The 19,222-nt window shown below is 66.0% G+C and carries 23 protein-coding genes; 13 read left to right on the forward strand and 10 right to left on the reverse strand.

Features of this window, described 5'->3' with window-relative positions:
* Positions 1–140 precede the first annotated feature (140 nt).
* Positions 141–1,154, forward strand: a complete 1,014-nt coding sequence (locus G522_RS0118540) for a 2-hydroxyacid dehydrogenase (protein ID WP_026792326.1) — start codon at positions 141–143, stop codon at positions 1,152–1,154.
* A gap of 3 nt (positions 1,155–1,157) precedes the next feature.
* Here the strand turns inward: G522_RS0118540 and G522_RS0118545 are convergent, their stop codons facing one another.
* Complete coding sequence (locus G522_RS0118545) at positions 1,158–2,261, reverse strand: M24 family metallopeptidase (RefSeq protein ID WP_026792327.1); 1,104 nt, start codon at positions 2,259–2,261, stop codon at positions 1,158–1,160.
* Between the two features lie 254 nt (positions 2,262–2,515).
* Between G522_RS0118545 and pxpB the strand changes: the two genes are divergently transcribed.
* Together pxpB and G522_RS0118555 are read left to right on the forward strand one after the other, a co-directional pair.
* Positions 2,516–3,169 carry a 5-oxoprolinase subunit PxpB gene (gene pxpB, locus G522_RS0118550; protein ID WP_026792328.1) on the forward strand — a complete coding sequence of 218 codons (654 nt, stop codon included), beginning with the start codon at positions 2,516–2,518 and terminating at the stop codon, positions 3,167–3,169.
* The gene (locus G522_RS0118555) at positions 3,166–4,122 is read left to right on the forward strand and encodes a 5-oxoprolinase subunit C family protein (RefSeq protein ID WP_026792329.1); all 957 of its coding nucleotides are present in this window, start codon (positions 3,166–3,168) and stop codon (positions 4,120–4,122) included. The genes pxpB and G522_RS0118555 overlap by 4 nt, the downstream gene beginning before the upstream one ends.
* Here the strand turns inward: G522_RS0118555 and G522_RS29185 are convergent.
* From G522_RS29185 to G522_RS0118570, 3 genes are read right to left on the reverse strand one after another with little or no spacing between them, the layout of a single operon-like run.
* The gene (locus tag G522_RS29185; protein WP_051228821.1) at positions 4,107–4,484 is read right to left on the reverse strand and encodes a biotin/lipoyl attachment domain-containing protein; all 378 of its coding nucleotides are present in this window, start codon (positions 4,482–4,484) and stop codon (positions 4,107–4,109) included. The genes G522_RS0118555 and G522_RS29185 overlap by 16 nt on opposite strands.
* Positions 4,481–4,903: an acetyl-CoA carboxylase biotin carboxyl carrier protein gene (locus G522_RS0118565; protein WP_026792330.1), complete on the reverse strand. Its 423-nt coding sequence runs from the start codon at positions 4,901–4,903 to the stop codon at positions 4,481–4,483. The genes G522_RS29185 and G522_RS0118565 overlap by 4 nt, the downstream gene beginning before the upstream one ends.
* The gene (locus G522_RS0118570; RefSeq protein ID WP_026792331.1) at positions 4,903–5,685 is read right to left on the reverse strand and encodes a LamB/YcsF family protein; all 783 of its coding nucleotides are present in this window, start codon (positions 5,683–5,685) and stop codon (positions 4,903–4,905) included. Before G522_RS0118570 ends, G522_RS0118565 begins: the two co-directional genes overlap by 1 nt.
* A gap of 152 nt (positions 5,686–5,837) precedes the next feature.
* On the opposite strand from G522_RS0118570, the gene G522_RS0118575 reads away from it, so the two are divergent.
* The 3 genes from G522_RS0118575 (at position 5,838) to otsB (ending at position 8,576) form a co-directional block, all read left to right on the forward strand.
* Positions 5,838–7,301 carry an MDR family MFS transporter gene (locus tag G522_RS0118575; RefSeq protein WP_026792332.1) on the forward strand — a complete coding sequence of 488 codons (1,464 nt, stop codon included), beginning with the start codon at positions 5,838–5,840 and terminating at the stop codon, positions 7,299–7,301.
* A gap of 40 nt (positions 7,302–7,341) precedes the next feature.
* Positions 7,342–7,650, forward strand: coding sequence for a Dabb family protein (locus G522_RS0118580; RefSeq protein ID WP_026792333.1), 309 nt, complete (start codon positions 7,342–7,344; stop codon positions 7,648–7,650).
* Between the two features lie 149 nt (positions 7,651–7,799).
* Positions 7,800–8,576: a trehalose-phosphatase gene (gene otsB / locus G522_RS0118585; protein ID WP_026792334.1), complete on the forward strand. Its 777-nt coding sequence runs from the start codon at positions 7,800–7,802 to the stop codon at positions 8,574–8,576.
* Between the two features lie 123 nt (positions 8,577–8,699).
* Here otsB and G522_RS0118590 read toward each other — a convergent pair whose 3' ends face one another.
* Both G522_RS0118590 and G522_RS0118595 read right to left on the reverse strand, forming a co-directional pair.
* Positions 8,700–9,527 carry a hypothetical protein gene (locus tag G522_RS0118590; RefSeq protein ID WP_156886986.1) on the reverse strand — a complete coding sequence of 276 codons (828 nt, stop codon included), beginning with the start codon at positions 9,525–9,527 and terminating at the stop codon, positions 8,700–8,702.
* A 42-nt stretch (positions 9,528–9,569) separates the two neighbouring features.
* Positions 9,570–10,496 (reverse strand): LysR substrate-binding domain-containing protein, encoded by a 927-nt coding sequence (locus G522_RS0118595; protein WP_026792336.1) that lies wholly within the window; start codon positions 10,494–10,496, stop codon positions 9,570–9,572.
* A 460-nt stretch (positions 10,497–10,956) separates the two neighbouring features.
* Between G522_RS0118595 and G522_RS0118600 the strand changes: the two genes are divergently transcribed.
* The 4 genes from G522_RS0118600 (at position 10,957) to G522_RS27570 (ending at position 13,500) form a co-directional block, all read left to right on the forward strand.
* On the forward strand, positions 10,957–11,214 hold the full coding sequence (locus tag G522_RS0118600) for a YjhX family toxin (RefSeq protein WP_026792337.1): 258 nt from the start codon (positions 10,957–10,959) through the stop codon (positions 11,212–11,214).
* Between the two features lie 152 nt (positions 11,215–11,366).
* Positions 11,367–12,023, forward strand: coding sequence for a ribulose-phosphate 3-epimerase (gene rpe, locus G522_RS0118605; protein ID WP_026792338.1), 657 nt, complete (start codon positions 11,367–11,369; stop codon positions 12,021–12,023).
* Positions 12,020–12,691, forward strand: a complete 672-nt coding sequence (gph, locus tag G522_RS0118610; RefSeq protein ID WP_026792339.1) for a phosphoglycolate phosphatase — start codon at positions 12,020–12,022, stop codon at positions 12,689–12,691. The genes rpe and gph overlap by 4 nt, the downstream gene beginning before the upstream one ends.
* Positions 12,691–13,500: an HAD-IA family hydrolase gene (locus G522_RS27570; RefSeq protein WP_084633273.1), complete on the forward strand. Its 810-nt coding sequence runs from the start codon at positions 12,691–12,693 to the stop codon at positions 13,498–13,500. Before gph ends, G522_RS27570 begins: the two co-directional genes overlap by 1 nt.
* Before the next feature lie 7 nt (positions 13,501–13,507).
* On the opposite strand, the gene G522_RS0118620 is transcribed toward G522_RS27570, so the two are convergent.
* Complete coding sequence (locus tag G522_RS0118620) at positions 13,508–13,984, reverse strand: Lrp/AsnC family transcriptional regulator (RefSeq protein ID WP_026792340.1); 477 nt, start codon at positions 13,982–13,984, stop codon at positions 13,508–13,510.
* A 128-nt stretch (positions 13,985–14,112) separates the two neighbouring features.
* Here G522_RS0118620 and G522_RS0118625 point away from each other — a divergent pair, with 128 nt between their 5' ends.
* Positions 14,113–14,529 (forward strand): DUF2000 domain-containing protein, encoded by a 417-nt coding sequence (locus G522_RS0118625; protein ID WP_026792341.1) that lies wholly within the window; start codon positions 14,113–14,115, stop codon positions 14,527–14,529.
* A gap of 6 nt (positions 14,530–14,535) precedes the next feature.
* Here the strand turns inward: G522_RS0118625 and G522_RS0118630 are convergent, their stop codons facing one another.
* Entirely contained in the window at positions 14,536–15,090 is a 555-nt protein-coding gene (locus G522_RS0118630) for a DNA-3-methyladenine glycosylase (protein WP_026792342.1), read from the reverse strand.
* Positions 15,087–15,980, reverse strand: a complete 894-nt coding sequence (locus G522_RS0118635; protein ID WP_026792343.1) for a LysR family transcriptional regulator — start codon at positions 15,978–15,980, stop codon at positions 15,087–15,089. Before G522_RS0118635 ends, G522_RS0118630 begins: the two co-directional genes overlap by 4 nt.
* A 156-nt stretch (positions 15,981–16,136) precedes the next feature.
* On the opposite strand from G522_RS0118635, the gene G522_RS0118640 reads away from it, so the two are divergent.
* Positions 16,137–17,066, forward strand: coding sequence for an NAD-dependent epimerase/dehydratase family protein (locus tag G522_RS0118640; RefSeq protein ID WP_026792344.1), 930 nt, complete (start codon positions 16,137–16,139; stop codon positions 17,064–17,066).
* Between the two features lie 5 nt (positions 17,067–17,071).
* Here G522_RS0118640 and G522_RS0118645 read toward each other — a convergent pair whose 3' ends face one another.
* Positions 17,072–18,097, reverse strand: a complete 1,026-nt coding sequence (locus G522_RS0118645) for a zinc-dependent alcohol dehydrogenase family protein (protein WP_026792345.1) — start codon at positions 18,095–18,097, stop codon at positions 17,072–17,074.
* Positions 18,098–18,200: 103 nt separating this feature from the next.
* On the opposite strand from G522_RS0118645, the gene G522_RS0118650 reads away from it, so the two are divergent.
* The gene (locus G522_RS0118650) at positions 18,201–19,106 is read left to right on the forward strand and encodes a LysR family transcriptional regulator (RefSeq protein ID WP_026792346.1); all 906 of its coding nucleotides are present in this window, start codon (positions 18,201–18,203) and stop codon (positions 19,104–19,106) included.
* Positions 19,107–19,222 lie beyond the last annotated feature (116 nt).

A 19,222-nucleotide genomic window follows, 5' to 3' on the forward strand; every position in this document is an offset into this window, starting at 1 on the left:
GCACCTCGCCAGCATGGAGTGATGCGGATGCGCCGCGCCATGCTTTTGCCGCAGAGCCGCTGCCCGCCGCAATTCGCCCCTCTTTTCTTGTTGCCGGCGCCTGATAGGGTCTCGCTCAGACCACCGATCCGGAGAGCCCGATGCGCGTTGCCGTTTTCAGCACCAAGCCCTACGACCGCAACTTCCTGAGCCGCGCCGCCGCCACGCACGGCCACGAGCTCACCTTCTTCGAGCCGAAGCTGGATCTGGCAACGGCGCGGCTCGCCGAAGGGTTTCCAGCCGTCTGCGCCTTCGTCAACGACACGCTCGACGCCGAGGTAATCGCGACGCTCGCCTCCGGCGGCACGCGCATCGTGGCGCTCCGAGCGGCCGGCTTCAATAACGTCGCCCTGGAGACGGCGGAGGAGAAGGGTGTGACGGTGCTGCGCGTGCCGGCCTATTCGCCGCACGCCGTTGCCGAATTCTCGGTGGGTCTGCTGCTCGCCCTCGACCGGCGCATACACCGCGCCTGGGCTCGGGTCAGAGAAAACAACTTCGCGCTGGAAGGTCTGCTGGGGCATGACCTCTACGGTCGCACCGTCGGTATCGTCGGCACCGGCCGCATTGGTGCGCTGGTGGCGCGCGCCTATCGCCTCGGCTTCGGCTGCGAGGTGGTTGCCCACGATCGCTACGAGGTCGACGATCTCAAGGCGATCGGCGTCACCTATGTCGACCGTGACGAGCTGATCGAGCGGTCGGATATCATCAGCCTGCATTGTCCGCTGACGCCGGAGACGCATTATCTGATTGACGAGGCCGCCATCGCCCGCGCCAAGCACGGCTTCATCCTGATCAACACTTCGCGCGGCGCGCTGATCGACGCCGAGGCGGTGATCAGCGGCCTGAAGAGCGGCCGGCTCGGCGGCGTCGCTCTCGACGTCTACGAACAGGAAGCGGACCTGTTCTTCGAGGATCTTTCCAGCGAGATCATCCAGGACGACGTATTCCAGCGCCTGTTGACCTTCCCCAACGTGCTGATCACCGGCCACCAGGCCTTCTTCACCGAAGAGGCGCTGCTGGCCATCGCCGAGACCACCATGGGCAACATCGCCGACGAGGAAGCCGGCAAGGTGTCGCCCAATCGTGTGCTCAGTGAGAAGGTGGCGGGCCGCTGAAACTCAACCTTTGGCGACGAGAATGTCGCGGGGAAGGCCGGACAGGATTTCCGGTCCGTCCTTCCTCAGAATGACGATCTCCTCGAGCCGGCAGCCATAGCGGCCGGGCAGGTAGATGCCCGGCTCGATGGAAAACACCATGCCTTCTTCCAGCACGGTTTCCGAGGTGGCGGTGATATAGGGTGGCTCGTGGCCGTCGATGCCCATGCCGTGGCCGGTGCGATGGGTGAAGAACTTGCTGTAGCCGGCGTCACTGATCACCGTGCGGGCGGCGGCGTCGACGTCGCGGGCCAGCACGCCGGGCTTGGCGATGGCCAGCGCCGCCTGAACGGCCCGTTCGACGACGGCGTGGACGTCGGCATAGCCTTCCGGCGGCCGGCCGACGACAGCGACGCGGGTGATGTCGCTCGGGAAGCCCGACTTGATGCCGCCGATATCGATCACCACCGCGTCGCCTTCAACGATGTGGCGGTCGGAGGCGGTGTGGTGCGGGAAGGCGCCGTTGGGGCCGCTGCCGACGATCCAGAAGCTCGGCGCCGCGCCTTCCTTCAGGAAGTGATTGCGGATGACGGCGGCAAGCTCGTTTTCCGTCATGCCCGGCACCAGGGCGGCAACGGCCGCCTCGATCGCCCGGTCGGCGATGCCGGCGTTCATCTTCAGGAGGTCGTATTCGCGCTCGTTCTTGCGCATGCGCAGGCCGCCCAGCGTGTCGGCGGTGAAGGTGCGCAGCACGTCGGAGGGCAGGGCGTCGAGTACGAGCAGCGCGAAGTCGGCGCGCATGGTCTCGTCGAGGGCGACCCGGTCGGTGGCGTTGGCGCCAATGGCGCTGAGCGCCTGGCACAGAGCGACATGCGGCCCTACCTCGTCCGACCAGCGGAAGAAATCGATATCGGTGTGCTGGCGCACGTCGTCGGCATTGAGCGCCGGCATCAGGAAGGCAGTGCCGCCCGGCGAAACCAGCAGCAGGCAGGCGCGCTCGTCGGAGGCAGGGGTGAAGCCGAGCAGCCATTGCATGTGCGAGCCCGGCGCAACGGCGACCAGGCCAGTTTCGGTGGCGACCATCCGCTCGCGCAGGGCGGCGAGGCGGACTTGGGTCTCAGGGGTCATCAGGCGGTCCTTGGTGTTTGCCGGCGTCTTGCGGCCGGCTATCGGTCTACGAGTATAGACTTTCGGCGCACGTCCACCAACTGCATTGCCGCGTGGCTCCCTTGCGCCGCAGGCATTGGCTGCCGATAATCGCGGTTAATCAGATCGCCCTGCGTCCTGGCAGACGCAGAGTGGCGATCTGGTCTTTTGCTGTCGCATCGGATTTTCCGAAAACCGGATTCCACTTTTCGGTCCGATGCGTTTAGGGGACCCGGGTGGCCAACGAATTTACCTTATCCGACGCCGGAACCGGTGCGCTGCTTTTCGACGTCGCCCAGGACGGGGTTTTCGACGAGACGCGGCAGGCGAGGCTGCTGGCGCTGGCTGACAGCCTTGCCGGTACTCCCGGCATCGACGACGTCGTGCCCGGCATGAACAACCTGATGGTCGCTTTCGATCCGCTGACGGTCGACGCCGACGAGATCGGGCGCCGCCTTGCCGAGGGCTGGCGCCGCGCGGCATCCGCTGGTGAACCCGGTCGGTCGCACGAAATCGCCGTGGTCTATGGCGGACCGGATCTCCAGGATTTCGCGGCCGGGCTCGGTCTCTCCGTCGACGAGGTGATCGAGCGGCATTCCCAAGCCCTCTATCGGGTGGCGGCCATCGGTGCCATGCCCGGCTTTCCCTATCTTTCGGGGCTCGATCCGAAGCTGGCCACGCCGCGCCGGGCGGTGCCGCGCCAGGGCGTGCCGAAGGGGGCGGTGATCGTCGGCGGCGGGCAGGCTGGCATCATGCCGATCACCGCGCCGTCGGGCTGGCACATCCTCGGCCACACCGATTTCCAACTGTTCGATCCCCATCGCGCCGTGCCGGCGACGCTGCGGCCGGGCGATAGCGTGCGCTTCATCGGCAAGGGAGGGGAGCGGTGATCGAGATCCTTTCCTCCGGCGCACTCAATTCGGTGCAGGATCGGGGCCGTCGCGGCCTGCTGTCGAGCGGCGTCTCCCGCTCCGGCGCCATGGATCTGCCGGCCCTCGATGCCGCCAACGCGCTTCTCGGCAACGAGCCGAACGCGGCGGCCGTCGAGGTGGCTACTTTTCCCTTTCGGCTGCGCTTTGTTGTGGTGGCGACGGTGGCGGTGACTGGCGCCACCGCCGAGGCGAGGCTGGCCGGCCGTCGCCTGATGCCTTGGGGGGCAGCGGAGGCTCGGCCTGGCGACGAACTGACAATCGATCCACCAACGGCGGGCGCCCGCATCTATGTCGCCTTCGGCGGCGGCGTCGACGTGCCGCAGCTGCTCGGCGGGCGGGCGACCGATCTCAAGAGCGGTTATGGTGGCCACGAGGGGAGGGGACTGAAGCGCGGCGATCGTCTGCCTTTGGGACGGCGAGCCACGGGTAGGCTGCCCGATGGCGGCATCGGCGCCTTGCCGCCGCCCGGACGGAGCGATCCCGATCGGCCGTTGCGCGTGCTGCCGGCGGCCGAGTGGCTCGATTTCTCCGACGCAGCTCGTCAGCGCTTCCTATCCGTCGGGTGGCGTGTCACGGCCGAGGCCGATCGGCAGGGCTGCCGGCTCGACGGGCCGGAGCTTGTCCGCGAGCGGCGGCGCGAGCTGTTGTCGCATGGCATCGTGCCGGGCACGGTGCAGGTACCGCCCTCCGGCCGGCCGATCGTGCAGCTCGCCGAGGCCAACACCTGCGGCGGCTATCCGAAGATTGCTACGGTGATCGAGGCTGATCTCTGGCGCCTGGGGCAGGCGATGCCGGGTGATGCATTGCGCTTTGCCGTGGTGGACCGCGCCGAGGCACTGGCGGCCCTCCGCGAGACGGCCGACTGGCTCGACCGACTGCGCTCGGCAGCGGCGCTCTATCGCGTTTCGTAGAGCGACATGCCCCAGGCGACGGCGTCGCCGTCATCGGCTAGGGCTTGGCCGAGCGTCAGATCGGCAGCGGCAATGACCGGCAGCAACAGGCCATTGGCCTCGACGAAGGCGATCGTTTCGCCCTGCCTGACGACCTCGCCCGGGGCAAAGCGCGGCGTGCCTTCGAGAGGGTGCACGGGACGGAAGCGGCCGGGCGACGGGGAAGCGACGCGAGAGAGCGGCGGTTCGAGTGGGCTCGGCTCGGAGGCTTCTTCCGAGGCGAAGCGCAGCCTGAGGTGCGCTCGGCCGGCGCGGATATCGGCGGTGGCAATGCCTTGACCATCCAGCCGGCGGACGATGGCCTCGATTTCCTCGAAGGTCATGACGGTTCATCCGGGACGATGCGGAACAGCGTGGCGCCGCGGATCACCAGAGCGCCGTTCTCGGCGGCGATCGATATGACCCGGCCGGCCCGGTCGGCCTCGATGGGGTTCAGCATCTTCATCGCTTCGAGAAGGCCGATGGTCTGCCCCTCCTCGACGTGGTCGCCGACTTCGACGAAGGGCAGCGCCTCCGGCGACGACGATCGATAGAAGGTGCCGGTGAGGCCGGCGGCGATGGTGTAATTTCGAGCTGCCATCAACTCGGGTGCCAGAGCGGGCGCCGGCGCAGCCGGAACGGCCGGCCGGGTGGCGCCATCCTTGACGAGATGGATGTGGATGTCGCCTTCCTCGAACTCGATCTCACGGAGGCCGGAATCGTTGAGGAGAGCGACGAGGCGGTCGAGAAGCGCGTCGTCCATCAGGCCTTGTCCATGAAGGAGGCGGCCACAATGCCCTCGACGGCGAGGCGTTCTCGCAAAAGACGCGCCGTTACCACGGCCGTCGGACTGTCGCCATGGACGCAGATGGAATCGACCGAGGTCGGCAGCACTTTGCCTGAAACCGAGACGATTTCGCCGGTTTGTACCATACGGCAGGCCCGCTCCACCGCCTCGGCCGGGTCGTGGACGAAGGCGCCGGGCCGGGCGCGCGGCATCAGGCTGCCGTCGTCCTGATAGCCGCGATCGGCATAGACCTCCGAAAAGGTGGCCAAGCCGGCGTCACGGGCCAGCCGCTCCTGTTGTCCGTGGGCGATGGCAAGACAGGCGAGCGAGGCATCGACGCCCTTGATCGCCCGGACGCTGGCGGCGGCGATATCGGGATCAGCCACGGCGAGGTTGGCGAGCGCGCCGTGCAGCTTCACATAGGCGATCGGGTGGCCGGCTAGTGCCGACAGGGCCAGCGCCGCGCCGATCTGATAGGCGATCAGCCGCTCGATCTCGCCGGCCGAATAGGGCAGGGCACGGCGGCCGAAGCCCCAGAGATCGGGAAAGCCAGGGTGGGCGCCGACGATCACGCCGCCGGCCTTGGCGAGCCGGAAGGTTTCCACCATGATTTCGGGATCGCCGGCGTGAAAGCCGCAGGCGACGTTGGCCGAGGTGACCACATCGAGCAGCGCGGCATCGTCGCCCATGCGATAGGCGCCGAAGCCCTCGCCGAGATCGGCATTGAGATCGACGGCGTGGGGGAGGGCAGCTGTCATCGCGGCGGTCTCCGGTTCATTCCAACCAATATAGAGGCTCGTGTGGCGAACGGAAGGCGTGGCAGAGCGTTTTGAAATTCGAGGCCGGGAAGCCGGCTGGCTTTCGGATTGGACAGCGGATAGGGTGCGCCGCGCAACTTGCGGACCAGACCATGACCACGATTTCCCCGGCCGATCAGCATGTCCTTACCGAAGACGACAAGACCAAGATTGTCGTCACCGCGCTCCTCTGCATGTTCCTGGCGGCCCTCGACCAGACCATCGTCACGCCGGCCCTGCCGGTGATGGGCGCCTCGCTCGGCGGAGGCCAATGGGTATCGTGGATCGTGTCGGCCTATTTCCTGACGGCGACGGCGGTGACGCCGCTTTACGGCAAGCTCGCCGATCTCAAGGGGCGGCGCCCGGTGCTTTACTCCGGCGTCGGCATCTTCGTTGCGGGATCGCTGATCTCGGCGCTGGCGCCATCGATGGCGGTGCTGATTGCCGGCCGTGCCTTGCAGGGCCTGGGTGGTGGCGGGCTGATGGCGCTTGTCCAGACCATCATCGGTGATGTGGCGCCGCCGCGCGAGCGCGGCAAATACATGGTCTATATCGCCGGGATCTGGGCGACGGCGAGTATCGCCGGGCCGGTGCTCGGCGGTGTCCTCGCCGAGTATGTCCACTGGTCGGCCATCTTCTGGCTAAACCTGCCGCTCGGCGCGATGGCCGTTGGCCTGTCTCTGAATCCACTGTCCAAGCTGCCGAATATTCGTCGCGACCACAAGCTCGATATCCTCGGCGCGCTGATGATCATGGCGGCGACGCTGCTGTTCCTGCTGGCGCTGACGCTGGGCGGCCACTCCTATCCCTGGAGCTCGCCGCTGATTCTCAGCATGCTGGTGATATCGGCCGCCACCTTCATCCTGTTCGCCTGGTACCAATTCCAGCCGGCCGAGCCGCTGCTGCCGCCGCGCATCTTCGGCAACAAGGTGATTGCGCTCACCTCCGCCACGGCCTTCCTGGCGACGGCCGGCATGTTCGGTCTGTCGGTCTACTACCCCGTCTATTTGCAACTGATCGAGGGTTTCGGCGCCTCGGCGGCCGGTCTCGCGCTGCTTGGGCCGATGATCGGCTCGGTGGCTGGGTCGAGCATCTCGGCGCGGATCTTGCGCAAAGGCCGACATTACAAGCGCCTGCCGATGATCGGCAGCCTCATATCCCTGGTGTCGCTGGCGGTGGTCGGCCTGCTGGTCGGCAGTGTCTCCTTCTGGGTGATCGAGGTATTGGCCTTCCTCACCGCCTTCGGTCAGGGCACGCTATTCCCGGTCGGCACGGTGATGGTGCAGAACGCCGCCGATCCGCGCGATCTCGGCACGGCGACCGGCGCCTACACATTCGTGCGCTCGCTGGGCTCGGTGGTCGCCATCGCCGTGCTGGGTGCCATCGTCGGCAGCGCCGGCATCGGCGATCATATCAGCGTCGGCGCGCTGGATCCGGCGGCGAGAGACGGCGCCATTGCCGCCTTCCGCGCGCTGTTCTTCGCCGCCGCCGTGGCGCAGCTTCTGTCGCTGGCGCTGCTCGCCCGTATCGAAGAGCATCCCCTGCGCGGCCGCACGCCACCGCCGGTCGAAGAATAAGAGTTCTGGCCGGCTGTTGTCCGGCGAGGGAGGAGTTTGAATGATCCTGCACTGCGTGTTCATGAAGATGCCGGCCGCCGCTTCGTCGGCCGACGTCCTGAAGCTCTATGGCGCCGTGGCGGCGCTGAAGTCGTTCATCCCCGGCATGGTGGACTTCAAGGCCGGCCCGAACGCCTCGCCGGAAGGCCTCGGCCATGGCTTTCAGCACGGCTTCGTCGTCACCTTCACCGACGCGGCGGCGCGCGACGCTTATCTCGTCCACCCCGAGCACGTGAAGGTCGGCGACAAGATCGTGGCGGCGGCGGATGGTGGGCTCGACGGCATCCTCGTTTACGACTTCGAAGTCTAAAGGCACGCTTTTGGGCGTCTTGGGCGGCTTCCATATCGATTCAACCGTCAAGGCATTGTCGGCGGGCGGCGTTGGCTGTAGACCTTAGGAATGTTGCGGACGATACTTTCGTCTGAGCGACCTTCCTTTCCGCCGACCAACGCAGGCCCATGTCATTCATCGATCCGCACGACCTCGCCGCCCTTTTGCCCGCGCCCGACCGCCTCGCGCTGTTCCTTGATGTCGATGGCACATTGATCGGCCCCACCTATGCCGACCGCGAGCGCGGCATCGCCGCCGATCGCATCGCCCTGATCGACCGGCTTTATGGCCTGTTGGGTGGCGCGCTGGCCATCGTCAGCGGCCGTTCGGTTGAAACGGTCGATCCGATGTTCAAGCCGCTGAAGCTGCCGGTGGCGGCGCTGCAGGGTGCCGATCGCCGCTTTGCCGATGGCCGCCGTTTCACGCCGGTACAGACGCCGGAGGAGCGGAAAGCGCTCAAGAAAATCGCCACGGTGGTGTCCGAGACCTATCCCACCATGGACATCCAGTGGAAGATCGGCGCGCTGGCCATCGTCTACAACGAGGGCGATCCTCTCGCCGAAAAGGCGGCTGTGCTGGCGGAGCGCTACTCCGGCGGCCATGTGGCGGTCATCCCCGGTCGGGTGTCGATCGACGTGGTGCCGCAAGGCGCCAACAAGGGCTCGGGCATCGCCTTCCTGATGGAGCACCGGCCGTTTCTCAATCGCGTGCCGGTCCACGTGGGCGATGATTTGCCCGACGCGCCCGGTTTTGACACCGCGCAGGACCTCGGCGGCTACGGCATTGCCATTGGTGGCAAGGTGGGCGGCGTCGCCCATCGGCTGACCGACCACGAGGAAACCTGGACAATGCTGGCCGCCTACGAAGCACGCTGGATGACCGAAGAGCGCGCCGCCGCGCAGTGAGTGGCGTTGTTTGCGCGTCCGCTTATCCGAAAAGTCTGCAACTTTTTGGGCGGAAGCGGTGGGTTAGTTTTCTGCGCGTCCGCTTATCCGAAAAGTCTGCAACTTTTCGGATAAGCGGACGCGTCAATCGATCTCGATCCTGAGATAGGTGGTGTCGTCGAAATAGTCGCGGCCCGGCACGAAGGGGCGCGACCCCATCACCAGATCCACCATCAGCGGATCGTTTTCCCTGACGCGGGCGATCTCGGCCAGCCCCTCGGCAAGGCTTGGTGACGGCGACAGGAAGCCGTCGGAGGCGAGCACGACCTCGCGGGCGTCCGTTGCTCCGAACACCTCGATAAAGCGGTCGGGCACGAAGGTACCAGCCAACGCGCCATAAGCGAGGGGATCGTCGCTGTCGAGGTTGAGGAAGGCGTGCTGGGCGAGAACCAGTGGCCGAAAGGGCTGTTCCAGCGTCGGCACCCGGCGCTCGGCCTCAAGGCTGGTCATGCCGAGCCTGAGGCGCGCCCGAATGACCGCGCAGCGGAACTCGTAGCCGATGCGGTCGATCTCCTTGCCGCCGGAATACTCCTGCCGGTCGATGCGGACGTGGCAATCGCCAACCCGCCACACCTCGCCGCGTGCCCGCGACCAGACGGCGGCCACCGCCGAGGGGCGCATGATCGTTTCATCCGGCCAATGGCCGATCGCCTGGGCGATGTTCGCCGTGGCGCGGTCGACGAAGTCGCGAACGGTGGCATCCGACGGGAGATCCTTGATGGTTTGCTCCACCGCCTCGGCGGCGACGATGCCGCCCGCCCGGCCGCCGATCGGACCGGAGGACGTGGCGCCATCGATGACGGCGGCGAAGTCGTCGGTGACGATCAGCCGGTCTTCCTTCTTCGCCTCCGACTCCTTGCCGGTGGCGCACAGGCTTTCGACCACCCGGAAGGGGCGTTTAGCGGCAATCATCGGGTTCTCCATGCTTCGGCTTTCCGCGAAACCGATGTCCGCTCAGTCGGCGTGACCGGTGATCTTCGGCAGGTATTCGCCGCCGTGCTCGACCCAGAAGCGATACATCGCCTCGGCCGACGGCAGCAGACGCTTGTCGGTACGACGGACGACGTTCCAGGTTTTCATCAGCGGCAGGCCGACCACATCCATGATAACGAGGCGACCGGCTTCGACCTCGGCGGCGATGGTGTGCGAGGAGATGAAGGAGATGCCCAGGCCGGCCATGACGGCCTGTTTGATGGTCTCGTTGGAGCCCATCTCGAACTCGCGGATGTCACGGCCGCCGTCATGTTGGGTCATCAGTTGACCAAAGGAGTTGCGGGTGCCGGAGTTGACCTCGCGGACCAGGAAGGTCTCGCCCATCAACGCTTCGATCGGAATGTTGCGCTCATGAGCCAACGGATGGTCGGGCGCGCAGATCATCACCTGCGGGTGCTTGCCGATGGTCTTGGCCTCGACGTCGAATTCCACCGGCGGTCGGCCCATGACGGCAAGGTCGACCTCGTAGTTGCGAAGCCGCTGGATGGTCTCGTCGCGGTTGCCGACGATGAAGTCGATATCCACCTTGGGCCGTTCCTTGCGGAAGGCGGCGAGCACCGTCGGCGCAAAATAGCGGGCGGTGGAGACAACGCCGACGGCGACGCGGCCGGCTCCGGCCTCGCGCATCTCGGCCAGCGCGCCCGAGCATTCGGCGAGCAGCGCCTCGATACGGTCGAGCGTGGTGGCGATCTCCCGACCGGCCGATGTGGCAATGAACCGGTCGCCGACGCGCTCCAGGAGCGGCAGGCCGACGAGGTCTTCCAGGGCTTTCACCTGGGCAGTGATGGCCGGCGGCGTGACGTTCATGGCGGAGGAGGCGGCGGTGACGGTGCCGGTCTTGATGACCGCCGACAGGAATCGCAGCTGCTTCAAAGTTGTGTGGCGCATGCTCGGTTCCCGTCTCTCCATAGGTCGATGCCGGTGTGACCGGCGATGCTGCCCGCTCCGGAATCACAATGGTCTTCCGAAGCTTACCGCAAGCTCACGTCCGACACCATTTGCAGGGCGTCGTTTCGACCATTGTCGCGGGGGAAAAGGTGGCGGGCCATTCCCGTCCCCCGGCGGCGCCCTCTCGGTGCTCGCCAAAAGCGACGGGATCGTGACCTCGGCGCAACAATCGACAGATGACCGACCGGGGCGGCCGCTGCCTGCCGTTGACGCCCGGCGGGGCAGCCGGCAGGATCGGGCCATCGCAGCAGGAGCGTGGATGTCACGTCAGTCTGAATCCCGGTGAGGGCCCGCCCGGCATGGTGCCGGTTTCGGGCCGATCCAAATGTCGCCCCGGAGGCCTTGAGGCTTCCGGAACGCTTTGGTGCGCCCAAGTGGCGCTTCTTCCGGACTTCAGACGATGGATATTTCACGTGCCGAGCAGCGCGTTCTGCACCTGCTCGCCCAGGGCGGACGCATTGAAATCGCCCGCGACGATCGCGGCGATATCGAAGAGCTCGCCTGCTACAGCCGCGACGGCTGGCTCTACACCGACTTCAACTTGATCCTGTTTCGAAAGTTGAAGCAGAAGCGGGCGATCGCCTCGCGGGACAGCAAGCCCTATCGCATCACGCCGCGCGGGCTGGAGCTTGTGCGCTCGCAACCGGACAACAGATGAAGCAAGTGCCGGCGACAGCGTCACCCGCCGTCGCCGGCACTTGATCGATTACGGCCGGATTTTCCTTTGGCTTTGGGGAAACGGGTTAGCGCTCGGCGGCGTCTTGCTTTAAGAACGTCTGGCTTTTGAACACCTTTGCCGGAACGCTGCTCATGACCGTCAAGATTGCTCCTTCCGTATTGTCGTCGGATTTCTCGCGCCTCGGCGAAGAACTCGCCGCCGTAGAAAGAGCAGGCGGCGACTGGGTCCACATCGACATCATGGATGGCCACTTCGTGCCCAACATCACCTTCGGCCCGTCGGTGGTGAAGGCGATGCGGCCGCATACCAAGCTGCCATTCGACGTGCACCTGATGATCGAACCGGCCGATCCATTCATTGCGGCCTTCGCCGAGGCCGGCGCCGACGTGATCAGCGTGCATAAGGAAGGCGGGCCGCATATCCATCGCTCGCTGCAAGTGATCCGCTCGCTCGGCAAGAAGGCCGGCGTGGTGCTCAACCCCGGCACCGATGTCGGCGGCCTCGAATACATGCTGAACGAGATCGACCTGGTACTGGTGATGACCGTCAACCCGGGCTTTGGCGGCCAGGCGTTCATTCCGGCCGTCGTCGAGAAGGTGAAGAAGGTGAAGGCGCTGATCGGCGACCGCCCGATTCACATCGAGATCGACGGCGGCGTTTCTACCGCCAACGCCGGCCTCCTCGCCCGCGCTGGCGCCGACGTGCTGGTGGCTGGCACCTCCGTGTTCAAGGGGGGTACCGAGGCCGACTATCGCCGCAACATCCAGGCCCTGAGAGACAGTCTATGAGCATTCGCGCCCTGATCTTCGACCTCGACGGCACGCTGGTCGACAGCCTGCCCGATCTTGCCGAGGCGGTGAATGAACTGATGGTCGCGAACGGCCTCGCCCCGCATGCGCAAAGCGCCGTGGGGTCGATGGTCGGCAAGGGCGTGCCGGTGCTGGTGCAGAAGGCTTTTGCCGCCCATGGCATCACCATGGAGGGCGAGGCGCTCGCCACGCAGGTTAAGACCTATCTCGGTCTCTACGAGCCGCGCGCCACCCGCCTGACGCACCTCTTCCCGCACACCGCCGAGATGGTGAAGGCGCTCTCTAGGAGCTATCGCCTCGCCGTCTGCACCAACAAGCCGACGGCGGTCTCCCGCAAGATCGTCGACAGCCTGGGTATCGGCACGGAGATCTCGGTGGTGGTGGGCGGCGACAGCGGCGTCACGCCGAAGCCGGCACCGGATATGCTATGGTTGGTAGCCGAGCGGCTTGGCCTTGCCAAGGATGAGGTGCTGATGGTCGGCGACAGCGAAAATGATGTCGCCGCGGCCAAGGCGGCCGGCGTCAAGGTGGCCGTGGTGCGCTACGGAATTTCCGACATTCCCGCCGATGAGCTCGACGCCGATTTCGTGATGGACGATTTCCGGGAAATTCCGGCAGTATTGGAGCAGTTATCCGAGAGAGTGTGATGGCCCCCCCGATCAAGGCGCTGATCTTCGACGTCGATGGGACGCTGGCGGAAACCGAGGAGGTTCACCGCCTCGCCTTCAATCGTGCCTTTGCCGAGGCCGGCTTGCCCTGGGTGTGGGAGCCCGCCTTCTATGGCGAGCTGCTGGCCGTGCACGGCGGCCGGGCACGCCTTGCCCATTTCATCGAACATTGTGCGCCGCCGATGGCCGAACAGGGCCGCCAACAGATCGACGAGTTGCACGCCGCCAAGACGCGCCTGTTCGCCAAGCTGGTGGACCGGCGGCTGGCCCGGCCGCGCCCCGGCATCGAGCGGCTGATCGACGACGCCCGTTCGCAGGGACTCGCCGTGGTGCTGGCCACCACGTCGAGCGTCGAGAATGCCGAGGCGCTGATCCTCGCCAATTTCGGGCTGGACGGGCTGGAGAAAATCACCGCCATCGTCGGCGGCGCCGATGCCGTGCGGCCAAAGCCGGCACCCGATGTTTATGAGTTGGCGCTCACGCGCCTCGGCCTGACGCCTCGGGCGGCGATCGTGTTCGAGGATAACGGCCCGGGCCTTGCTGCCGCCACGGCGGCCGGTATCCGGACCATCGTCACACCCAGCCGCTACGCCGGCAACGACGACTTCGGCACTGCCTTCGCCGTGCTGTCGCACCTCGGCGACACCTTCGAGCCCTACCATCATATCGCCGGTGTCGGCGACGAGGGAGGCACCGACATGGTGACGGTGGCCGCCCTGCAGCGCTGGGTGTCGGATGACGACGACATGCTGGGTCTGCTGACCATCGGCGGCCGGCCGGTCTATTGACCTCCGGTTATCCGAGCCCCACCGGGAAGCCGGTGAACGGCTTGATCTCCTTCAGCACGAAGGTGGTCTGCATTTCCTTGATGCGCGGCAGGCGGCGGATCACCGTCATGGCGAAATCGGCGTAGGTGTCGAGATCGGGCGAAACCACCTGCAGCAGGAAATCGGCGTCGCCGGCAATCGAATAGCAGGCGATCACCTCGCGCAGGCGGGCGACGCTCCTGGAAAATTCCTCGGCTTCCGCCTCGCTGTGGCTGTCGATCTTGACGCGGACGAAGGCGAGCACGCCGAGACCGATCTTCTGACGGTCGAGCGCCGCGCGATAGCCGCCGATGACGCCGCTCTCCTCGAGCTGACGCACCCGCCGCCAGCAGGGCGACGTCGACAGTCCCACCTCGGCGGCCAGCGCCTGGTTGGTGAGGCGGCCGTCGGTTTGGAGCGCGTCGAGAATCTTGTTGTCGACCGGCTCCAACGGCGAGTTCGGCATGTTCTACCCTTCCTTGGTCTGTATAAGGTAGGATCTACCACATTTCCCGGTTAGGCCACAAACTTCGGTAAGAATTGTCCCGATAACGCAGATAGCCTGCCGACGTGTTCATTCACTTCGGAGTTCTCATGTCGCCCGACCACCGCCTCGCCATCGTCGTCAATCCCGACCTGCAGCTCGGTCTTCTCGCCAATACGGTTGGTGCAATCGGCATCGGTCTCGGTGCCCGCCTTCCGTGGCTGGGCAATCGGCCACTCACCGACCTGGACGGTCGGACCATCGATGACAGTTCCGTCCTGCCGGTGCCCATCCTCGCGGCTTCGCCGGAAGCCATGACCGCACTGATGCTGAAGGCGATGCCGCGCGGCGACGACAGCGCACTGGTGGTGTTTCCCGCTTTCTCGCGGGCGCTGCACGACTACCGTGAGTACGAGGCGCTGCTGCCGGACAAACGTCTCGCCGAGGAGGTGATCGACGGTGTTGGCCTGTGTGGTCCGGCCAAGTGGGTGAAGTCGCTGACCGGCTCGTTGCGTCTTCTCCGGTGATCGCTGTCAACGGAAGGGGCGGCTCAGGAAGACAGATCCCTTGAGACCGAAACGCCAGGGATGGTCAACCGCCTTGGTAATGCCGATACGTGGACCGACGACAATGTCGGGCATGCCCTCGCGTGGGACCAGGCGAAAGGGTGGGACGTCGACCGACAGGCCGTTGTGGGCGATGGTGATGCCGAGCGCTTCTGTCAGCCGGCCGGGACCGGAGGCAAGAAGGCGCGGCTCGGCCGTTCGGCGCCGCTCCGCCATCGTCGCCAGGCCGGCGGTCGGTTCGATGGCTCGCACCAGCACAGCGGCACCGTGACCGATCGGACCGGCGACGATGTTGAAGCACCAATGGATGCCATAGGAACGGTAGACATAGGCGGTGAGCGGCGGGCCGAACATCGCCCGGTTGCGCGGCCGTTCGCCGGCGAAGGCATGCGAGGCGGGGTCGTCCGGCTCGTAGGCCTCGGTCTCGACGATGATGCCGCCGACACCGTCTACCGTAAGCGTGGCGCCGATCAGTTGTGGCGCCAGCTCGAGAGCGGGAAGAGGGGCAAGGGCAGAGATCATGGTTGCTTCCGAGGAGCGATACGTCGGACGAGGCGATCGGCAAGACGATCGGCAACAAAGCGGATGCGACGGCTCGGCCTAAGGTCTTCGTGATAGGTCAGCCAGAGCGGCAGCGCAAAGCCGATATCCTCGACCGGCAGACGGATGACACGTGGCTCGGTCTCGGCGATCGGCACCTGCGCGAAGCCGATGCCGGCACCGGCGATCACCATCTGCCAGCCGACGATGTGGTCGTCGCTGCGAATGGGAAACCACTCGCGCGATACCGGCAGGCCAAAGCGGGCGAAGCCCTGCAAGAGATCGTCGGCTCGGTCGAAACCGATGACATCGTGATTGATCAGGTCGGCCAGCCGGGTCGGCGTGCCGCGCCGAGCGAGATAGGCCGGCGAAGCGTAGACGGCGAGCGGGATATCGCCGACGTGGCGACGGACGAGCTGGGGTTGCCGCGGCTCGTACATGCGGAGGGCGATATCAGCGTCGCGGCGCAGCAGGTTCTGTGTCGCGTCGCTGGCGACGATCTCGATGTCGATGGCCGGCTCCTCGATATGCAGCGCCGCGACGATCTCCGGCAGCAGATAGGCGGCCACCATGCGGCTCGCTGTGACGCGCACCGTCCCGGCCAGACTGTCTCCGGCGCCGCTGGCCTTGCGCTCCAGAGCAAGGGCCGCCTCGCCCATGCGTCGGGCATCCTCCACCAGATCGAGGGCGGCTGGCGTCGGCTCCAAGCCGCGCGGCTGCCGGCGGAACAGCGCCGCGTCGAGCGTTTCCTCAAGCTCGCGAATGTGTCGGCCGACGGTGGGCTGGACGAGGCCGAGCCGATCGGCGGCCGCCGACAGCGAACCGGTATCGACCACGGCGAGGAAGGAGCGAAGGAGGGTCCAGTCGAGCATTTATCCATGCAAATTCGAATACCATTCCGACAGATATAGCGAATTGATGTGCGGAATAAAACTATCTAATTCAGACCTTAGGGGGTCCGCATCGACGGACGGCGGGAGAGATAGCCCCATAAACCATTATCGTTGCTTGTATTTCAGGAGTTTGCCATGAGCGGACATGTCCTCGTCCTCGGTGCCCTGGGGGGCGTCGGCCAAGCGGTCGCCGAGGAATTCCATCGCCAGGGTTGGGAGGTTTCCGGCCTGGTGCGCAAGGGCAGGGCCGGCGAACTGCCGGACTGGATTTGGCCGGTGGAGGCCGAGCTCCAGGATGCCGAGGCGGTGGCCAAGGCTGTGAGCTCGCCCGTTGATGTGGTCTTCGACGGTCTCAATGCCCCCTATCACCGCTGGGCCGAACTGGCGGAGCCGCTTTATGCCGCCGCGCTGGCCATCGCCGAACGGCTCGAGGCGTTGCATCTCTTTCCGGGCAACGTCTACGGTTTCGGCGAGGGGATGCCGGATCGGCTGACGCCGGATCTCGTCGCAGCGCCGACTTCCGAGAAGGGCAAGATCCGCGTCGCCATCGAGCGGAGTTTCGCCGAGGCGGCGAAGGCCGGCCGCGTCCGGACCTGCATTCTCCGGGCCGGCGATTTCTTCGGTCCGACCATCTCCGGCCAGAGTTGGCTGTCCGCCTTCATCGCCACCAAGGCGGCCGAGGGCCTCATTCGGTCGCGCGGACCGAAGGATGTGCCGCATGCCTGGGCCTATCTTCCGGATCTCGCCCGCGCCTTCGTGCAGCTCGCCGAACAGCGTGACCGCCTCGGCGCCTTCGAGGTGTTCCACTTCGAGGGACATACCGCGTCGATCAGCGATATCGCGGCGGCTGCCGGCCTTGCCCATCAGCGGCCGATGCGGGTGCGGCGCGTGCCGGCCTTCGTCTTCACCTTGATGGGCCTGGTCAACCCGGTGATCCGCGCCTCGCACGAGATGGCTTATCTCTGGCGAGTGCCGCACCGGCTGGTCGATCGCCGCCTGGAAGCAGTTGCGGGGCCGCTGGCGGCGACCCCGCTGCCGAAGGCGCTGGCGTCGATCCAGGTCTGATCGGCCTAGGCCATTTCGACGACGATCTTGCCGAAGGGACCTCGGTCGAGATGGTCGAGCGCCGCCGGAAGATCGGCAAGCGGGTAACGCTTGTCGATCACCGGCTTGAGGCCGGCGCGATCGACCTCCGCGACGAGGTCTTCCAACGCCCGGCGATGGCCGACACCGATGCCCTGCACCGTGACGTTCTTCAACATCAGCGGGCCGGCAGGGGATGCGATCTCGAATCCCTCCAGAACTCCGATCTGGTAGATCCGGCCGTTGATCGCCGCTGCCCGCACGGCCTTGGCGAGATGCGGCCCTCCGACCAGTTCGAGGATATGGTCGGCACCGCGATCGGCGGTCAGGCGGTAGACCGCTTCCACCCAGTCCTCTTTCGACCGATCGATACCTTCATCGGCGCCGAGCGTCTTGGCGCGCGCCAACTTCTCCGCGCTGCCCGAGACGACGATGACGTTGGCGCCGCGCGCCTTGGCAATCTGCAAGCCGAACAGGGCGACGCCGCCCGTCCCTTCGATCAGCACGCTTTCACCGGCGCGGATGTGACCTTTCTCGACCAGCGCGAACCAGGCCGTCACTCCGGCGCAGGGCAAGGTGCTCGCCTCGCTGTCGTCGAGAGAGGCGGGTGCGCGTACGAACCAGTCGGCTGGAAAGGCGACATAGTCCGCGAGTACGCCGGGATAGTGCCCGCCGAGCGTCTGATAGGGCGGGAAGCGGCCATTGCCGCGCGGTGGGCCATCGAGCCATTCCGGCGCAAAGACCGAAATGACGCGGTCGCCGGCGGCAAAGCGCGTCACGCCGTCGCCGACCGCTTGCACCACTCCCGAGAGATCGGAGCCGGGGGTAAAGGGGAAGGCCAGCGGCAGGCCCATGCCGCTGTCGATCATCAGCTTGTCGCGGTAGTTGAGGGAGACGGCCGCTACCTTGACCAGCACCTCGCCGTGCCCGGGGTCGGGGATGGGCACCGACCTCAGGACCAACTTGTCGCGTCCGATCCCATCCATTTCCCAGCGCTGCATCGTTCCGATCATTGTTCGCTCCTTGACGTTGACCAGGAGTGCGCAGCATATCGTTGAGTTATTGGAGCCGGTGGCGACATCTACTCCGATCATTGGCGCCTATGGGATGACAATCATGGCGGACATATTGAATGGGGTCGATGTCTTCGTGGCGGCGGTCGAGACCGGCAGCTTCGCCGCGGCGGCCGAGCGGCTGCACGTAACGCGTTCGGCGGTGGCCAAGACGATCGCGCGGATGGAAGCCCGGCTCAATGTCCGCTTGCTCCATCGCACCACACGCCGCCTGGCGCTCACCGAGGACGGCCAAGGCTATTACGAGCATTGCCTGCGGGCTCTGGAGGAGCTGCATGCTGGCGAGGTGGCCTTGGATTCGGGACGGCGGGAGGTGGCGGGACGACTCAGGGTGTCGGTGCCCATGCTGTTCGGCAAGCGCTGCGTGGCGCCGGTCCTGTCAAGCCTGGCGGCGGAACATCCCCGGCTGGAGCTCGATCTATCCTTCAGCGATCGTCAGGTGGACCTGATCGAGGACGGCTTCGACCTAGCCATCCGCAATGGCGACATCGGCAATGGCGCCGGCCTCATGACCCGGACGGTGAGCTTGCAGCGTATGACGGTTTGCGCCTCGCCGTCCTATCTCGATCGCCATGGACGGCCGGCAGACCTCGATGATCTGGCTCATCATCAGGCGATCACCTACGGCCGCTCCGGCCGGATCAGAAGCTGGCAATTTCCCATGGAGGACGGCGTGTTGCGGGAGGTGACGCCACCGAGCCGGATGCGCTTCGACGATCTCGAAGCGATCGCCGATGCGGCGGAAGCCGGCTATGGGTTGGCGTGGCTGCCCTGTTGGCTGATCCGCAGCAGGGTCAGGGCGGGCACCCTCGTTTCCCTGCTCGGTAACGTGCCGCGCCAGGTGTTCAGGACGCATGCCCTCTGGCCGGACACCCCGCATTTGCCGCTGCGCGTTCGGTGCGCCATCGATGCGCTGGCGGCCGTGCTTCCCGGAAGCGCCGAACTCTAGCCTGTTGGTCTCACGCCCCCGGACGCAAAACCGCTTCCCACCTTTGCGGGAGTTGCTCCGGCCATGAAAAAGGACGCGGTACGGATCGACCGTACCGCGTCCTGTGCAATGGGTGC

It is taken from the genome of Pleomorphomonas oryzae DSM 16300 (genome assembly GCF_000422965.1).
In the GTDB taxonomy this organism is placed as follows: domain Bacteria; phylum Pseudomonadota; class Alphaproteobacteria; order Rhizobiales; family Pleomorphomonadaceae; genus Pleomorphomonas; species Pleomorphomonas oryzae.